General features: G+C 70.8%; 17 protein-coding genes. 3 read left to right on the top strand and 14 right to left on the bottom strand.

Annotated elements, in window-relative coordinates; genetic code table 11:
* Positions 1–14: 14 nt before the first annotated feature.
* The gene (locus H6726_19990; protein MCB9659941.1) at positions 15–575 is read right to left on the bottom strand and encodes a cupin domain-containing protein; all 561 of its coding nucleotides are present in this window, start codon (positions 573–575) and stop codon (positions 15–17) included.
* Between the two features lie 59 nt (positions 576–634).
* Between H6726_19990 and H6726_19985 the strand changes: the two genes are divergently transcribed.
* Positions 635–1,162, top strand: a complete 528-nt coding sequence (locus H6726_19985; GenBank protein MCB9659940.1) for a hypothetical protein — start codon at positions 635–637, stop codon at positions 1,160–1,162.
* Here the strand turns inward: H6726_19985 and H6726_19980 are convergent.
* The 5 genes from H6726_19980 to H6726_19960 all read right to left on the bottom strand — a co-directional run bounded on the left by H6726_19980 (position 1,137) and on the right by H6726_19960 (position 6,507).
* Positions 1,137–2,108, bottom strand: a complete 972-nt coding sequence (locus H6726_19980; GenBank protein MCB9659939.1) for an alpha/beta hydrolase — start codon at positions 2,106–2,108, stop codon at positions 1,137–1,139. The two genes, H6726_19985 and H6726_19980, sit on opposite strands and share 26 nt — an antisense overlap.
* A gap of 177 nt (positions 2,109–2,285) precedes the next feature.
* Positions 2,286–3,203: a twin-arginine translocase subunit TatC gene (tatC, locus tag H6726_19975; protein MCB9659938.1), complete on the bottom strand. Its 918-nt coding sequence runs from the start codon at positions 3,201–3,203 to the stop codon at positions 2,286–2,288.
* A complete protein-coding gene (locus tag H6726_19970; GenBank protein ID MCB9659937.1) occupies positions 3,200–3,670 on the bottom strand; it encodes a twin-arginine translocase TatA/TatE family subunit in 471 nt (156 codons plus the stop codon). Before H6726_19970 ends, tatC begins: the two co-directional genes overlap by 4 nt.
* A gap of 71 nt (positions 3,671–3,741) precedes the next feature.
* Positions 3,742–5,547 (bottom strand): chemotaxis protein, encoded by a 1,806-nt coding sequence (locus H6726_19965; protein MCB9659936.1) that lies wholly within the window; start codon positions 5,545–5,547, stop codon positions 3,742–3,744.
* Between the two features lie 150 nt (positions 5,548–5,697).
* Positions 5,698–6,507, bottom strand: a complete 810-nt coding sequence (locus tag H6726_19960; GenBank protein ID MCB9659935.1) for a tetratricopeptide repeat protein — start codon at positions 6,505–6,507, stop codon at positions 5,698–5,700.
* A 343-nt stretch (positions 6,508–6,850) separates the two neighbouring features.
* Here H6726_19960 and H6726_19955 point away from each other — a divergent pair, with 343 nt between their 5' ends.
* Together H6726_19955 and H6726_19950 are read left to right on the top strand one after the other, a co-directional pair.
* Complete coding sequence (locus tag H6726_19955) at positions 6,851–7,270, top strand: hypothetical protein (GenBank protein MCB9659934.1); 420 nt, start codon at positions 6,851–6,853, stop codon at positions 7,268–7,270.
* The gene (locus tag H6726_19950; GenBank protein ID MCB9659933.1) at positions 7,267–7,848 is read left to right on the top strand and encodes a zeta toxin family protein; all 582 of its coding nucleotides are present in this window, start codon (positions 7,267–7,269) and stop codon (positions 7,846–7,848) included. Before H6726_19955 ends, H6726_19950 begins: the two co-directional genes overlap by 4 nt.
* Positions 7,849–7,971: 123 nt before the next feature.
* Here H6726_19950 and H6726_19945 read toward each other — a convergent pair whose 3' ends face one another.
* From H6726_19945 to H6726_19910, 8 genes are all read right to left on the bottom strand, one after another.
* Positions 7,972–8,559 carry a hypothetical protein gene (locus H6726_19945; protein MCB9659932.1) on the bottom strand — a complete coding sequence of 196 codons (588 nt, stop codon included), beginning with the start codon at positions 8,557–8,559 and terminating at the stop codon, positions 7,972–7,974.
* Complete coding sequence (gene thiE / locus H6726_19940; protein MCB9659931.1) at positions 8,556–9,197, bottom strand: thiamine phosphate synthase; 642 nt, start codon at positions 9,195–9,197, stop codon at positions 8,556–8,558. The genes H6726_19945 and thiE overlap by 4 nt, the downstream gene beginning before the upstream one ends.
* Complete coding sequence (locus H6726_19935; protein MCB9659930.1) at positions 9,197–9,958, bottom strand: Fic family protein; 762 nt, start codon at positions 9,956–9,958, stop codon at positions 9,197–9,199. Before H6726_19935 ends, thiE begins: the two co-directional genes overlap by 1 nt.
* A 112-nt stretch (positions 9,959–10,070) precedes the next feature.
* The gene (locus tag H6726_19930; protein ID MCB9659929.1) at positions 10,071–10,613 is read right to left on the bottom strand and encodes a TlpA family protein disulfide reductase; all 543 of its coding nucleotides are present in this window, start codon (positions 10,611–10,613) and stop codon (positions 10,071–10,073) included.
* 64 nt (positions 10,614–10,677) lie between these two features.
* Complete coding sequence (locus tag H6726_19925) at positions 10,678–12,456, bottom strand: HAMP domain-containing protein (GenBank protein ID MCB9659928.1); 1,779 nt, start codon at positions 12,454–12,456, stop codon at positions 10,678–10,680.
* Positions 12,453–13,073: a hypothetical protein gene (locus H6726_19920; protein MCB9659927.1), complete on the bottom strand. Its 621-nt coding sequence runs from the start codon at positions 13,071–13,073 to the stop codon at positions 12,453–12,455. The genes H6726_19925 and H6726_19920 overlap by 4 nt, the downstream gene beginning before the upstream one ends.
* Complete coding sequence (locus H6726_19915) at positions 13,070–14,839, bottom strand: BamA/TamA family outer membrane protein (protein MCB9659926.1); 1,770 nt, start codon at positions 14,837–14,839, stop codon at positions 13,070–13,072. Before H6726_19915 ends, H6726_19920 begins: the two co-directional genes overlap by 4 nt.
* 7 nt (positions 14,840–14,846) lie before the next feature.
* Positions 14,847–16,169: a DUF4388 domain-containing protein gene (locus H6726_19910; GenBank protein MCB9659925.1), complete on the bottom strand. Its 1,323-nt coding sequence runs from the start codon at positions 16,167–16,169 to the stop codon at positions 14,847–14,849.
* Positions 16,170–16,211 lie beyond the last annotated feature (42 nt).

The raw sequence follows: 16,211 nt of genomic DNA, 5'->3' as shown, positions 1-16,211 counted from the left end.
GCGTCTCCCGTCGGTTACTCGGCCCGCGTGAGCGTCTGGACGAGGGCGGCGTGCTCCGGGAACGCGTCCCGCAAGGCCTCGCGCTCACCCATCTCGAAGTCGGCGAAGTCGAAGCCCGGGGCCACGGTGCAGCCCACCAGCGCGAACGTCTCGGGGCCCTCCAGCCGCGCACCGAACCACGCGCCCTTGGGCACCACCGCCTGCGGTCGCTCGCCTGCGGCCAAGTCCATGCCCAGCCGCAGCGCTTCGTGGCGCGGGCCGCGGTCTCCCTCCGGCGGGTACAGCACGTGCACCGTGAGCGGGCCACCGGCGTAGTGGTGCCACACCTCGTCGCTCGCGATGCGGTGCAGCGCGCTCATGTCCCCCTGCTCCAGCAAGTAGTAGATGGCGGTGCTCGCGCTCCGCGTGACCGTCCCACCTCGGCGCTGCACGGTCAGCTCCTGCCCGTCGCGATAGGTCTCTCGGAAGTACCCGCCCTCCGGGTGCGGCCTGAGCTCGAGCCGCGCGATCAGCTCACGGACCGGGGGCGCTGGGTCGCGAGGCGGCGTCGCGGGGTGGGGGGCAGCGTTCGACACGGCGGCGAGCGTAGCGCAACGCGCGTGACGACGGCGCACGATGCGCTATCGTGTCCGCCATGATGGTGCACCCATGGAGGGGCTCGAGGATCGCGCTGTGCGCCATGTGGATGGCGTGTTGTGTCGTCGCGAGCGGTTGTTCGGGTTGCGGTGGCTCGAGCTCGTTGGCCAACCCCGACGCCGCGAGCGACGCCGCTGCGAGCGACGCGTCCGGTCTGGATACGAGTGCGCCCGACGCGGACACGAACCCCTTCGAAGGGGCGGATGCGCTCTCCTGCTCGCAGCTGGACCTCGCGTGGCACCAAGCGCAGGACGGGGTCGCGGCGTCGCTGCTGACCTGTGACGCCGACGAGGACTGTGTCCTGGTCGCGACGTCGGTGGACTGCAAGCCCGTCACGGGGGAGGAGGTCGAGATCAGGGGGTGCGATACCGCGATCGCGGCCACGTCCGAGGCCCTGTGGTCCGAGGCCCTCGCGGTGCTCGCGGCGCAGCTGTGTGCCGAGCGCACGCTCTCGTGCACGTCCACGTCGCTCTGCCCGACGGAGCCCATGGCCCGCTGCGTCAATCAGCGCTGTCGCGTGCAGTGACCGTCGCCGTCCCGCGCGCTCGGGTGGTGGTCGAGGTGCGCGCCGCGCTCGTCTCCGTGCTGCGGATGAACTGCGCGATGCGCGCGAGGTCTTCCCGTGCCTCGGGCATGACGGGCACCAGGATGGGCCACACGTGCAGCAGGTCGGGGCGCGCGCGCAGCGTCACGGACACCCGCGCGCGTCGCGCCGCCTTCGCCACCGCGTAGGCGTCGTCGCGCAGGCACTCCTGCTCACACACGGTGATGTAGAGCGGCGGCAGCCCGTGGAAGTCGCCGAGCGCGGGGGAGGCGTAGGGGTGCAGCGTGTCCTCGGGCGTGCGCGTGTACAGGCCGTGTCCCATGGCGAGCATGCTCGTGCCCAGCATCCAGTCGGTGGCGTCGTTCTCGGTGACGCTCTCGTGTACCAGGCGCAGGTCGGTGAGCGGCGACAGCAGGACGGCGCAGCGCGGCAGCGGACGCCGCCGGTCGCGCAGCGACATCAGCGTGCCCAACGCGAGCCCTCCACCCGCCGAGTCGCCCGCGATGGTGATCTGCTCGGGTGTGAAGCCCGCCTCGAGCATGCGCTCGAAGGTGGCGGTGGCGTCCTCGATGGCCGCCGGGAACGGGTGCTCGGGGGCGAGGCGGTAGTCGGGCAGCCACACCTCCGCGTCGAGCTGCTTGGCCAGGCGGCTGCACAGGTTGTGGTAGGTGCGCGTCTTGCCGCACACGTAGCCCCCGCCGTGCAGGTAGAGCAGGGCCTGCCGCGGCCGCTTCACGGTCAGCCGCTCGTAGCGCACGGGGGCCTCGCGCACGCGGTCCAAGCGTACGCCGCGCGGCATGACCGTGGGGAGTGGCGGCTTGTTCATGTGTACCCGCAGGTGCTTCACCAACGCGTCGGCCGAGACGGGGTCGTGCTTGATGGTGAGGCGCGCCGTGAGCTTGACGGCGTGTGCGACGAGGCTGGGCATGGGGGCTCCGGGGTTCGGGAGCCATCACGCTATCGACACGCGCGCGCCGCGACCATGACACCACGGGCGCATTTCTGGTCCGTTCGGGCCACCCGCGGACGCGTGCACGCGCCATGGGCCCGTGACGAGCGCCTCAGGCGTCGGCGCGGTCCTCGCGTACGCGCGCGCCCTTCGCCCTCAGCGCTCGTAGCCCTCGTCGGTCGCGGCCTTGTCGTCTTCGGCCTTGCGCTTGCCGCGAGACTTCTCGATCAAGAACGCGATGAACACCGCGACGAAGTAGAGCACCACCAGCGGGATGAGCATCATCAGCTGGGAGACCACGTCGGGGGGCGTGAGGAACGCGGCGATGATCGCGGCCACCAGCAGCCACCAGCGCCCGAAGGCCAGCAGCCCGCGCCAGTTCACCAGCTCGACGGCCGCCAGGAACGACACCACCACCGGCACCTCGAAGACCACGCCGAACCCGAGCAGCAGCTTGGTGCTGAAGCTCATGTACTCGGTGATCATGACCGTCGGGACGATCTGGATCTCGTCGCTCGGCAGCTGCTCCGCGTACTCGAGGAAGGTGCGGAAGCCCTCGGGGAAGACCACCACGTAGCCAAACGCCACGCCGCCCACGAAGAACAGCGTGGAGGCCAGCACGAAGGGGATGGCCATGCGCCGCTCGCGGCGATACAGGCCGGGCGAGATGAAGCCCCACACCTGCCAGAACACCCACGGCGAGGCCAAGATGAGCCCCGCGATGACGCTGTTCTTCAAGTAGATGACGAACATGTCGACGGGGCCCGAGAAGTGGATGGTGGGCCGGCCCAGGCCCAGCCGCTCCCAGGCCTCGATCCACGGGCGCAGCAGCAGCTCCAGGATCTCTTGCTTCCACACCCAGGCCAGGAAGATGGTCGGGATGGCGCCCACCACCGCGCGCACGAGCCGCGTGCGCAGCTCGCCCACGTGCTCGAAGAAGCCCATCTCGAGGTCGTCCTCGGGGCGCGGTTGCGCCTCCGTGGGCTGCACGGGCTTCTTTGCCGCGGCGATCTTGGCGGCCCGGATGGCTTCGGCTTCCTTCGCGGCCTTGATGGCGGCGGCGTCGTCGCTCATGCCTGCGGGTCCACCGTCACGGCGCGGGTGCTGGCGTGGGCCACGTCCACCCCCAGCGCGGGTTGCTCTCGGGCCAGCTCGGGCTCGGTCATGATGCGCACGGGCTCACCCTCGCTCACCGCGGCGTTCGCGACGGCCCCGGCGGCCGCGCTCGTCACGCCCGGCTTGGTCATGCTCGCGCCCACCTGGGCCACCTCGGTCTTGAGCCCCATGCCCGCGTCTCGGATGTCCGAGAGGGGCTTGGTCAGGTCGGCCTTGATCTTCTTCATGCCGAGGGGGTCGCGGATGTCCTCCTCGCCCAGGATGGCGTCGATGCCCACCTGCTTGCGCAGGTCCGCGGTGGTGGCGCGGAACTGGCGGATGCCCTTGGTGATGGCGCGCGCAAACGTAGGCATCTTGTCGGGCCCCACCGCGAAGAGGAGCACGAGGAAGATGATGACCATCTCGCCGCCGCCGATACCGAACATCTAGGACGTCTCTATCGCATGCCGAGCGCCTGTGCGCGAGCGCAGCCCGCGGGCGCGGCCTTCGTCGTGGTTCAGCTGCCCTCGCGCAGGCGGCGCAGGGCCACGGCGGCCTGGCTCATGCCGCGCACGTGCCGGTCGTACTCGCGCGTGAGCTCCTGGATGCGCGTGGCCGCCTGCAGCGTCTGCTCGCTGCCCTTGGCCTGCGCGCGGTGGCTCTGGTGCAGGTGGTTGACCATGGTCGAGATGCTTTCGATGGCCTGGCTGATCTGCCGCCCGCCGCGCGCCTGCTCCTGCGAGCTGCGCTCCACGTGTTGCGTGATGAGGCGCATCTTCTCGGCGCTCTTCATGATGAGCTCGGAGCCGCGCGCCTGCTCGGCCGTGGCGGCCGCGATCTGCTGCACCGTCTCGGCGATGCGGCCGATGGCGTCGGTGACCTGCTTGCTGCCCTTGGCCTGCTCGACCGTAGCGCGCGCGATGGCGCGCACCATGGCCGTGCTCTTCTGCGAGGACTCGAGGATCTTCTTGAGCGCGCGCTCCGCTTCGGCGGACACCGTGACGCCACGGTCGACGGTGTTGGCGCCGCGCTCCACGGCTACGATGGCGTTCTTCGACTCGGCCTGGATGGTCTTGATCAGCTCGGCGATCTCCTTGGTCGACGCGCCAGCGCGCTCGGCCAGGTCCTTGATCTCGTCGGCGACGACCGCGAAGCCCTTGCCGTGCTCGCCCGCCTGGGCCGCGATGATGGCGGCGTTCAGGGCCAGGAGGTTGGTCTGCTCGGCCACGTCGTCGATGACGTTGAGGATGTCGCCGATGGCCTCGATGCGGCTGCCCAGGTTCGAGATGACGGCCACGGCCTCGGAGGAGGTCTCTTTGATGCGGTTGATCTCGGTGATGATCTTGAGGATGGACTCGGCGCCCTTCTCGGCGTCGCCGGCCACCTCTTCGGACAGGCGCGCCGTCTCGTTGGCGTTGCTCTGCACCTGGTCGATGGACACGTCCATCTCGTTCATCGAGGAGGACGTCTCTTCGGCGGTGAGCGAGAGGGCGTCGACGTTGCGCGCCACTTCCTTGATGGAGTAGGCCATCTCCTCGATGGAGGAGACGGTCTCGCGCACGCTGGACGCGAGGTTGGCCATGTTCTCGGCGACCTCGTCGTTGGTGGCGGTCATCTCGAGGATGCTGGAGGAGCTCTCCTCGGCCGAGGACGCGAGGGTCTCGACGTGCTGGGCGATCTCGCCCAACGAGACCGTCATCTCCTTCATGGAGCTGGTGGTCTGCTCCACGGCCGCCATCTGCTCGCCGAGGCCGCTCGAGAGCTCTTCCACATTGTGGGTGATGGCCTCCTCGGCCTGGCCCAGCTCGCGCAGCGTCTTGGACAGGCGCTCGTGGGCGCCGGCGGCGTTGCCAGCGGCGGCGGCAGAGGCGGCTGACACGCGGTCGGCCTCGGCGCGGGCAGCGCTGGTCTCGGAGCGTGCGTTGGCGAGGTCTCCTTGCAGCGCCTTGAGCTCGTTGCGCAGGGACTCGGCCGAGGCCTGCGCCTGGGCCAGCTCGGCCTGGGTCTCGGTGGCCTTGCGCTCGCGTGCGCTCAGCGCGGTGGCGATCTCGGCGAAGCTGTCGAACACCGGCTTCAGCTCGGGGGGCGAGCCCTTGGGGAGCTTGGGGCGCTCGCCTTCCAGCATGCGCTCGGCCGCGTCGGAGAAGAGCTCGGCGTCCATGCCGCTCGCGGCACCGCCCTGCAGCAGGAAGAGCGCCAGCAGGCCACAGACCACCGCCGCGACCGCCCCCCAGGGGGCAGGGGCGAACGCCGCGATGGCGCCGCCCACGATCACGAGGATCGCCGCGATGGGGAATTGCTTGTTCTTGAGGAGATCATCCATGTGCGTCGCGGGCTCCAGGGCGCAGGTGCGGCCGAAAGGCGAGGGTATCCGGGCACGTGGATTGGGATCAAGTTCACGGGGACAGAAGCTGCGCTTCACGGCCCACCGCACGAACGCTGGGGCGGCCGGCGTTGGGGAGCACCCACCCGCCTATCTTGCGGGCGCGCCAGGGGCCGCGACTGGCTGCGGCGCCGACTGCCTGGCCACCTCGTCGGCCAGCCAGTGCCCCACGCGCGAGCTCGGGTTCTGTGCCAGCAGCGCGTTGGTCAGCGTGCTCGCCGTGGGCAGGTCGTGCGTCACCAGCGCCATGGCGGCCAGCGTGGCGAGCGCCGCCTCGCGTGTGGGCGGGTGCTCGAGCGCCAGCTCGGCGTGCGCGCGCGTGGCCTCCCAGTCGCCGCGCGTGAGCGCATCCTGCGCAAACACGAGGTGCGCTACGGGCTGCGTGGGATCACGCGTGAGCACCTTGTCCGCCCTGTCCAGCGCGTCTGCGTCGCGCCCCAGGCGCAGGTCGCAGTAGGCCAGCCAGGCGTGCGCGCCGAGGTCCTCGGGCGCCACCTGCACCAGCCGCAGCAGCTGCGCCCGCGCCTCGCGGAAGCGCTCTTGGGCCACCCACAGCTCGGCCAGGTTCAGGCGTGGCTCGCGCAGCCCGGGGTCGATGGCGAGCGCCGCCACGAAGCTGCGCTCCGCCTGGCCGGCATTCCCCGTCAGCAGGTAGTACACGCCCAGGTTGCCGTGCGCCTCGGCGTAGTCCTCGTCGAGCTCCACCGCCGTGCCCAGGTGTGCGCCCGCTTCGTCCAGCCGCCCACGCGCCAGCAGCACCAGCGCCAGGTTGAGGTGGGCCTCGGCGAAGTGCGGGTGGTACTCGAGGGCCAGGCGGAAGCGGGCTTCGGCGTCGTCCAGGTGTCCCTCCGCGAGCAGCACCGTGCCCGCGTCGTTGTGTCGCTGGGCGGCGACGGCCACGGGTGGCAGCCCTCCTGCACACCCCCCGCTCAGGCTCGCGAGCAGGGCGCAGAGCAGGAGCAAGACCCGGACTGCACGTGACGCTCCTCGAACGGCGGGGACAGCGTCTCGAACCCGGTGACCGCTCGGCGCTCCCTCCCGAACCCGGTCGCATGAGGCACACCTCGCTCGGCCCGGAGAGGTCGACGTTGCGATGACGTGGGTGGAAGGCGAGACGACGTGGCGCATGCCGGGGTATCGGCGCCGGGATGCGTCGGTTGTGCAGGCGTCTGTCGAAGGGGGTTCCACGCAGCCCGCCCGTAGCGTGTTGCCCATTGGTGTAGCAGATTGCTACACATGCCTCATGGCCAAGGCATCCTCCCCCTTGCGGCTCCAGGCCGACCTCATGAGCGCCGCCGCGACGGCGGGTGCGCTGCACCACCGCAGCGCGGCTGAGCAGGTCGAGTATTGGGCGAGCCTCGGCCGCGCCGTCAGCCAGGTGCTCTCCCCCGACACGCTGCTGGCCGTCCAGGCCGGCCTGGTCCGGCTGCGTGTCGAGCCGACGGAGGCCCAGGCCCTCGACCCAGAGGCCGTGTTCGATGCGTTGGAGCGCGACCGAGAGACGGGCGAGCTCGCTCGGACGGTGACCACCAGCACACTGCGCTACCAGGCGTCGCGCGCCCACCCCGGGCTGCTCGAGCAACATCGACCCGACGGAACCATCCTCGTCGGGCGCTTCCAGGACGGCGCGTTCGTGCCCGTTGACGAGCGCGGCGCCGAGTGACGCATGAGGGCCGCAAGCAGCTCTGGCTGCTGGTGGGGGGCAACGGCGCAGGCAAGAGCACCTTCTACAGAACTCGCCTCGCGTCCCTCGGGTTGCCGTTCGTCAACGCCGACGACGTCGCGCGCCAGCTCTTTCCGGACGCCCCGGAGGCCCGCAGCTACGACGCCGCACGGGTCGCCGAGGAGCTGCGCCTCCAGCTCGTGCGCGAGGGACGGAGCTTCTGCTTCGAGACCGTCTTCTCGCATCCTTCGAAGGTCGACTTCGTCGCCCACGCGAAGTCGCTCGGGTACGAGGTGGTCCTGGTGCTCGTGCACGTGAGCACCGTGGCGCTCAACCAAGCGCGCGTGAGCCAGCGCGTGAGTGAAGGAGGGCACGCGGTGCCCGACGACAAGGTCACGGCGCGTATCCCGAGGGTGCTCGCCCACGTGAGGGACGCCCTGCCGCTCTGCGATCAGGTGCGCGTGCTGGACAACAGCTCGCTGTCCGACCCGTTTCGCCCGGTGCTCACGGTCCGCGCCGGGGCCGTCGAGCGACACGTCGACCCCCTCCCTGCGTGGGCGGCCGCGCTGATACCGTGACCCTTCCGAGCCTCGCCGAGGGCCGCCGCGCCGTTACCGTGACCCTTCTCGAGCCGTCGCCGACGGCCGCCGCGCGGATAGGGTGACCCGCCCGAGACGCGGCGAGTGCGCGTCAGGCGGTGCTCAGCCGCCCGGGAGCAGGTCCAACATGCCGCTCGGCACGCGCTCGCCCAGCAGGGCCAGGCGCTCCCCCCCGACGAAGTCCAGCACCAGCAACAGGCGCCCGGACGGGTCGCCCAAGAGGACGTAGTCCACCTGCGGTCGGTGGTCGGGCAGCGACTCCCCCTCGGCACGCACGTTCGCCCGGCCGCGCTTGCGCAGCCGGAGGCGGGCGCCGCCCAGCTGGAGTTCGTCTGGGACGCGGCCCGCGGGCACGTCGGCGCACGGGTTGAGCATGGCCAGGTCCTCGCCGCTGCGGTCCAGCTGGGCCACGTGGGTTGCGCGCTTGCCGCCGGGCGCGGCGAACAGGCGCAGGACGTCGGCGCCGTCGTCCAGGTGCAGGCAGCCCGCCAGCCACAGCTCGGTGTCCACGTAGAGGATCACGTCGGACAGGTTCAGCCCCGGCTTGCGCACCATCGGCTTGGGCGCTGGGTCGTCGGGGGAGCCGTCCGGAGCCGCAGCGGGGGCGACACCGGCCTTCGCTGCGCGTCGGCGGCGGTAGGCCCACAGGGCGGCGCCGGCGCCCAGGGCCAGCCCTAGCTCGAGGATCACGCGGGCTCCCCGCGCGGGACCGGCACCGTGTCCGGTGGCGCAGCGAACGCGCGCGCGGCCACCACCACGTCGGGCGCCTCGCACACCGCCGAGATGGCCGCCACCCAGGTGGCGCCCACCGCGTAGGCCTCACGCGCGCGGGCGGGGGTCAGCCCGCCGATGGCGACCACGGGGACGGGCGAGGAGCGACACACCTCGGCCAGCGCGGCGAGCCCCACCGTCGGGTCGGGGCGCTCCTTGGTCTGCGTGTCGAACACCGGCCCGAAGCCGATCACGTCGGCCCCGTCGCGCACCGCCTGGCGTGCCTGCTCCGCGTCGTGCGTGCTGACCCCCAGCTGGCGTGCGCCGAGCAGCACCCGCGCGTCTGCCACGCTCAGGTCGTCCTGACCCAGGTGCAGTCCGTCCGCGTCGACCAGCAGCGCCAGGTCGGCCCGGTCGTTCACGATGAACGGCACCGCCGCCGCCCGCGCCCGCGCCCGCAAGGCCCTCGCGAGCGCGGCCCGCTCCCGGTCCGTGCCCCGCTTCATGCGCAGCTGCAGCATCTCGGCCCCACCGGCCAGCACCTGCTCGGCCACGTCCACCGGGTTCCGCCCGCCACAGTGCGCCGGATCCACGATGGCGTAGAACCCGCCGCGCACTAGCCCTCCGCGAGCCGCTCGTAGAACGAGATGGTGCTCTCCACGCTGGCCACGAGGGCCTCGTTGATGAGCGCGGCGGTGCGGTCTTCGCCCTGCTTGAGCGCCTCGTAGTAGCGCTGGCGCTCCGTGGCGTGGATGATCACCGGCGGGTAGCCCACGTCCATCAGCATCACGTTCAGGATCAAGCGCGCCACCTTGCCGCTGTGCTTGGGGAAGGGGTACGTCTGCAGCAGCGAGTAGTGGGTGCGGGCGGCCAGGCGCACGATGTGCGTGCTGCGCTTGGTGTCCGGGTCGTTCACCCACTGGACCAGCGCCTTCATCTGGCCCGCGATCTTGTCCGGCGTGGCGATCTCGTGGAAGTACAGCCGGTGCAGGGGCATGTCCTTGCGGTACTTCGGCGGTGCCTTGCCCTCGATCTCCTCGGGCGCCAGCTGGGCGAAGAGGCCCTTGATGAGGTCCAGGTCGACCGTGAGCTTCTTTTTCTGGGCCAGCTGCCGGATGGTCTGGATGGCCGCGCGGTGGTGGCGGATCTCGTCGTAGACCGGGATCAACGACGAGTCGCTCATGACCTGGTCCAGGATGGCCGACTTGAGCTCGTCCTGGGTGTACACGACGCCCTCGAGCGCGCTGTCGTGGTAGATCCAGAGCATGTCGAGGTTGTTCTCGAACTCTTCGTTGACGCTGGGCGGCGCCGCCTTGCGCAGCTCGTCGAGATATGCGACTCGCTCTTCGAGGCTCGTTCCCTGCAGGGTCTGGACCAAGGTGTAATCTCTCCAATACGAGCGGATCGGCCGCGCGGGTCGCGAAATGTACTCGTTTCGGACACGCCGGTCAACGAGCGTGGCGCGCGGTCGGCTAAGCGATGGAGATGAATCAGGATTCAGGGATGAGACCACGGATGGTGGCGCCCAAGGAGTCCCCGTTCGGCACACCTGTCCCTACATGTCGGACAACGCCCTCGGTGTCCAGGACGACCAGCGTCGGGAGCACGCTCACCCCGTAGCGCGCCTTCACGTCTCCGGTCTGGTCTTGCACCGTGGGGAAGTGTGCGCCCAAGCTCGCGTGCACCTGCTCGAGCCGCCGCGGGCCCATCTCGGGCTCGACGTTGACGCCGAGGAACGTCACGGGCTGTCCATCGAGCTCGGCCTCGAGGTCGTTGAGGATGGGGATGCTGCGGCGGCAGGGCTGGCACCAGCTGGCCCAGAAGTCGAGCACGACCACGCGGCCCCGGAGGCTCGCCAGCGACACGCGGTCTCCCTCCCGCACGCCCGGCCCTGCCGCGATGGGCAGGTCGAGCGCCGGGGCTTCGGCGCCCGTCAGGCTCGAGACGAACCAGCTGCGGCCCAGCATGGCCAAGAAGGACACGGCCAGCATGCCCAGCAGCCAGGGGGCGATCTTGCGGAGGTCGTCGTTCATGGGGCTCACGGCCGTATAACGCGTTCCTGGCCGTATGGTTAGCCGGTGGTCTGCGCACCCGGGCTCAGCCGAGCGGCATGCTGATGACGAAGCGCGTCCCAGGTCGCTCCGCCGGGCCCTCGCCTCGCTCGCACACGATGCGTCCGCGGTGCTCCAGCACGACCTTCTTCACGATCGCGAGCCCGAGGCCCGTGCCGCTCGACTTGGTGGTGAAGTAGGGGTCGAACACACGTGTCCGTGCGTTGGCCTCGATGCCCGGTCCGTCGTCGGTGACGGACAGCTCGAGCTGATGGGTGCCGCGTACGAGCTGCAGCGTGACCGCGCCCGAGCCAGCGCGCGCTTCCCCGGCGATGGCCTCCACCGCGTTGCGCACGAGGTTGTCCAGGCAGCGCTTCAGCATCATCGCGTCCACGCTGGCCAGCACCGGCGACGCGGGCACGTCGAGGCGCAGCGTGACGCGGGACTCCGCGCTGGCCGCCTCACCGTAGACGTCCTGCAGCACGCTCGGGAAGCCGCGCTCCAGGTCGCGCAGCAGCTCCACCAGGTCCGCTTCGGCGAGGTCTACCTCCGGCAGCCGCGCGAAGCTCGAGAACTCCCCGACCAGCCGACGCAGCGTGGCCACCTCTTCCTCGATGATGCCGCGTGCGTCCTCCAGCATCGCCGCGAAGCGTGGGTCGTCACCACGGTAGGCCTGCGCCACCTCCTGCGCCGCCAGCTGGATCGGGGTGAGTGGGTTCTTGATCTCGTGCGCGAGGCGCCGCGCGAAGTCCTGCCAGGCGGAGATGCGCTTCAGGTAGTCGATACGCTCCCGCGACTCGCGCAGGTCCTGCACCATGCGGTTGAAGGCGCGGGTCAGCTCGCCGATCTCGTCGTCGTCGTCGTCCGGGACGCTGACGGCGAGGTCGCCCTGCCCCACGCGCACCGTGGCGTCGGCCAGCGCCAAGACACGCTTGGACACACGCCGCGCGAGCCAGATGGAGACCAGCAGCGCGAGCGCGATGACGAACGCGACGTAGGCGGCGAGCACCCACACGTAGACGTCCGACACATAGTCGGTCTGCTCCAGCAAGCGCGAATACAGGCCAGTGACCTCGCCAGCGCGCTGCAAGTCCGCGAAGACCGCGCGCGGGCTTGTGACCACGACCACCACGCGCGCGGGGGGCTCGATGGTGTCCAGCACGCGTTCGCGCGTCAGGCTGCGCACCTGCTCCGGATCGGCGCGCGCCGCGATGCTCACCTCGACGAGTGGAGGCCCGCCCTCGTCCGCCGCGTCCAGCGCGTCGTCTGCCGTGCGCCCGTCTGCTTCGTCATCGACGTCCCCGCCATCAGGCGCGCTGGGCCCGTCGTCGCTCGCGGCGTCGTCGGGAGGGGCGATGTCGTGGGCGCCGTCCTCGTCGGAGAGCGTCTCGTCCAGCGTCGGGTCGTCGAGGTCGTCGAGGTCGTCGAGGTCCGTCGCCGCGATGTCGTCGTCGGAGAGGCCTCCCGGTGCCGCATCGGAGTCGAGGTCGGCGCGGTAGACGCGCACGGCCGCGACCTGCGGGTAGGCGCCGAGCGCGGCTTGGGCGTAGCGGCGCACAGCCTCGAGGTCGTTGTTGCGGAGCGCGTCGTGCAGCTGCCAGTGCTGCGTGATGGCATCGGCGGTGCTGTCGGCCGCCTCGCGCAGCGCGACGATGTGCTCGCGGTGGGACTCCACCGCCGCCGCCAGCTGCTCCTCCACCACGGGGTTGACGCCTCTCGAGTAGGCGTCGCGCAGCGCCGAGCGACCGAAGAAGGTCGCGGCGAGCAGGGGCGAGAGGCCTGCCACCAGCAGGGCCGCGAGCAGGGTGCGTTCCAGCCGTGTCACGGGCTGGTGACCTCTTGCGAGCGGAAGTCGATGGAGCGCTCGGCCGCGCAGATCTCGCGGCGCACGATGTTGACGACGATCGGACCGATGGGCCCCTCCGACCGGCTGGGACGCAACAACGCCGTGCAGCGCTGGGCGCTGATGGGGTTGAACTCGGCGCGCACCGCGAAGTACAGGTCTCGACGTCCGTGGTTGGTCCAGTCGCCAGGGCGCCCGACGCTCAGGTCGCGTGCGACGAGGCAGCGGGCGATCACGTCGTCCACGCGGCTGTGGCGTTCGGTGCGGCGCCCAATGCGGAGGATGTACGACTCCTCCCAGAGGTCGTAGGTCGCCGCACATTGGACGCGCGTGGTGGCGAACGGGTGGGACGCGCCCGACTCGTACGCCTGCACCGTCATGATGATGCGCTTCTGCAGGCCGCTCTCCAGCGCCCGTCGCGCGCTCTGATCCACCAGATCGGCGACCGATACGCTGATGCGCGGCACGCCCCCTTGCCACCGGATGCCTACGCGACGCGTATCGAGCGCTTGTGCGAACGCGCACGTCGCGGCCAGCAGCAGCCCGAGCGCGAGCGCCGTCGCGCACCGCTTGCAGCGTGCCGTGGGCCGGGCGCTCACAGCTGGATGAACCCCAACAGGTTGGAGAAGCCGAACTGGAACACACCGACCGAGGTGTCCAAGCGGATGCCGATGTCGAAGGTCAGGTCGATCGGAATGCGCGAGGCGCCGTCCAGACCCGGCACCGCGAACTGCAGGTCCTGCAGGTCGGCCAGCAGGTAGGCGCCCAGGTTGAAGTAGGCGTGCGCGCCTCGCAGCCCCACGCGACGATCGTGCCTGAGCAGCGAGACGTCGTACTCGACGTCCGCCCGGACGGCGACCTCTTCATTGCGCATGAACGCGATGGCGGTGCCGAGCAGGTTGGGGGGGGCGCGACGATCGAGCTGCATCTCGAGCAGGCGGCTCGGGATGAGGTCGGTCAGGTCACTGGCGTGGAACTTGTAGAAGAACGGCGCGTCGCCCAACACGATGCCGCCGAACATGCGCATGCGGAGGGTGTGGTGGCTCGCCAGCGGGACCCACTGACGAAACTCCGCCTGGAGGCGCACGAAGTCGTACGCGCTGCCGAGCAGGCGCGTCCCGGCGTCTGCTTGCACGCGGAGGTACGTCCCCTGCGTGGGGAGGCCTGGGTCGTCCCGCCGATCGTAGGTCAGCCCGACGCGCAGCACCGAGGCGAAGCTGCGGTTGGGGAGGATGGAGAAGTCGATCGGACGGATCTCGCTGCCGCGCACCTCGCTCGCGGCTTCGGGGCGCGAGGTGACGTAGATCCACTCGAGCTGCGTGCCGATGTCGAGCGTGAGGGTGCTCCCGATCGTGCGGCCCGTGCCCAGGTAGAAGCCGCCTCGGCGGTAGAACACGACCGCGTTGCGTCCCTCGAACTCTTCGATGCAGTCGCTCGGAGCCGTCGGGGCGCAGCGCGTGGTGACCGTGGGGTTGGTCCCGAAATACTGGCGGGAGTTGTTGAAGAAGGGCGCGGCCCGCAGCCCGTAGTTCCCGCCGAAGATCCGTGGGTAGGCGAAGTCGATGCGCCCCCCCTGGTGGTGACGGGAGAGCAGCCCGCTGACCGACAGGCGCATGCCACGCCCCAGCAAATTGGTCTCGGTCAGGGTCAGTCCCACGTAGGGAAAGACGCGCGTCTGCGTGGTGCGTGCGCTGCTCAGCCCCTCGGCCACGCCGAGCGCGATCTGTTCCACCACGACGGTGTTGCGCTCCACCACCTCGATCACGACCACGACCCAGCCGCGCTGCCGGCCGCGGCGCAGCCGAACGTTGACCTCGTCGAACCACCCCGTCCCCATCAGCGAGAACTGCAGCGTCTCGAGCTCACTCTCCTCGGGGTCGAACGGCTCACCCCGCTCGAGCGGGACGTAGGCGCGGACGACCGAGGCGTGGGTGCGCGTGTTGCCCACCACCTCGACGTCTTCGAGGAAGTATCGAAGCGCTTGCGGGGCGCCAGGCGCGCGGTCCCCGTCGAGGTCTTGGTCGTCGAGGTCTTGGTCGTCGAGGTCTTGGTCGGAGTCGTCGGCTGGCGCCGTCTCGGACTCACCCGAGGCGCCGATGGGCCGGTCCGCGTCGGCTTCCGTGTCGTGGTCGACCTCTGCGTCGGCTTCAGCGTCGTGGTCGGCCTCTGCGTCGGCTTCAGCGTCGAGGTCGGCCTCTGCGTCGCGGTCGGCGGTGTCCGGTCCTTCGTCTGGCGCCGCGGCGCGTGGGGCCCCGCCGTCTGGGGTGTCTGCGCCCGCCACGGGCTGCGCGGCGCCCACCGTCGGACCCGCGAGGCAGCCCAGCGAGGCGCACAGCAGCGCGAGCGTGACGAGAGAGCGGCGCACCGAGGTCTCAGTCGATCGGCGGGAGGCGTGCGAGCACGGCCAGGCACGAGATCAGCACGAGGCACGCGAACGCCACCCACTTGAGAGTGCCGAGCGTGTCCGGGGGCGTCACGGTCCGCCCCGCGGCGGGGCTCTCGGGGCTCGCGCCCGAGGTGCGGGTGTCGCTCATGTGCTGCGCCTTTCTCGGGGAGTCCAGGGGGAGGTCGTCGCTCGCGAGGTCGAGCGCACCTGCCAGCATGGTGGGGTTCGTGCCGATGTCCAGCGCCGCGTGGCTGGCCGTGTCGAACTGGGTGGTGATCTCCTCGTCCTCCCGCGATGGCCGCGCGAGGGCGGCGGGCCACTTGCTCTGACGCAGCCGACCCGCGTCGTCGAGCGCGCTGATGGCCGTGTTGCGCGGGATGTCCGTCTTCGAGGGGGACCGCCGGCCTTCGCCCGGCAGCGGTACGTTGAGGTCCATCGCGGGCAGCCGCTCTTCCTCCGCCGGACTACGCTCGGCGGCCAGGTAGATGACGCGCACGGTGCTCTCGCCGCGCACCGGGGTCGAGCTGCTCCCGAGGGTCTTCGGGGCCGGACGCTGAGACACCCGGGCGGCGGGCAGCGCTGGGATGACTGGTCCCGTGCGCGCGGCTGGGGTGCGCTCGGCGCGCTCGCGCAGTAGGTCTTCGAGGGACATCTCGACCACGCGTAAGAACGTGGCTTCCGTGGGTTCGCCGGGATCACGGGTGGTGGTGCGCGCCTCGCGCTCGCTGCCGCGGTCCGTGTCGCTCGCCGGCTGGTGCTGGGCGGGGTACACGGAGCTGTCCGGCGCCGCGACGCGCGCGCTCACGCGTCGCGCCTCGATGGTGAAGCGCCCGTCCTCCCAGCCGAAGACCTCTTCGAATTCGATCTGGCCGGCGCCGCCGACGCGCACCTCCGCCAGCTCGCCGCGCTCGTAGGCCAGGTCCACCACCTCGGGGGGGCGGCTGAGCTGCAGCACCCCGGTCAGCCCGGCCAGCTCGCAGTAGCGCATCAGCTCGGAGGGCACGTGCACCGCCAACGAGCCCTTCTTGACCATGTGGTCGCCGTTCGTCACGGGCAGCACGGGCAGCCGTTGCTGGAGGAAGAAGCGCCCTTCCCGCAGGGCCAGCAGCACCTCCACGGGGTCGCGCTGCTTGCGGTCGGGGGTCTGATCCTCGGCGAATTGGCCGCGCACGAGCGTCACCGTCCCGCTGCCCTCGCGTACACTCTCGTAGTGGAGCGTGCCCGTCGTGCACGTCTCCTCGATGGCGCTGAGCAGCTCGACGATGCCGCCCGCGGGGATCGCTCCTTCGAGGACGATGTCGTCGCGCATGAATCATTGGCACCCGACCGCGCGCTGCTGTCAAGCGTCGCG

The organism is Sandaracinaceae bacterium (assembly GCA_020633055.1).
Taxonomy (GTDB): Bacteria; Myxococcota_A; Polyangia; order Polyangiales; family Houyiibacteriaceae; genus JADJJE01.
This window is presented reverse-complemented; position numbering and strand designations above follow the sequence as displayed.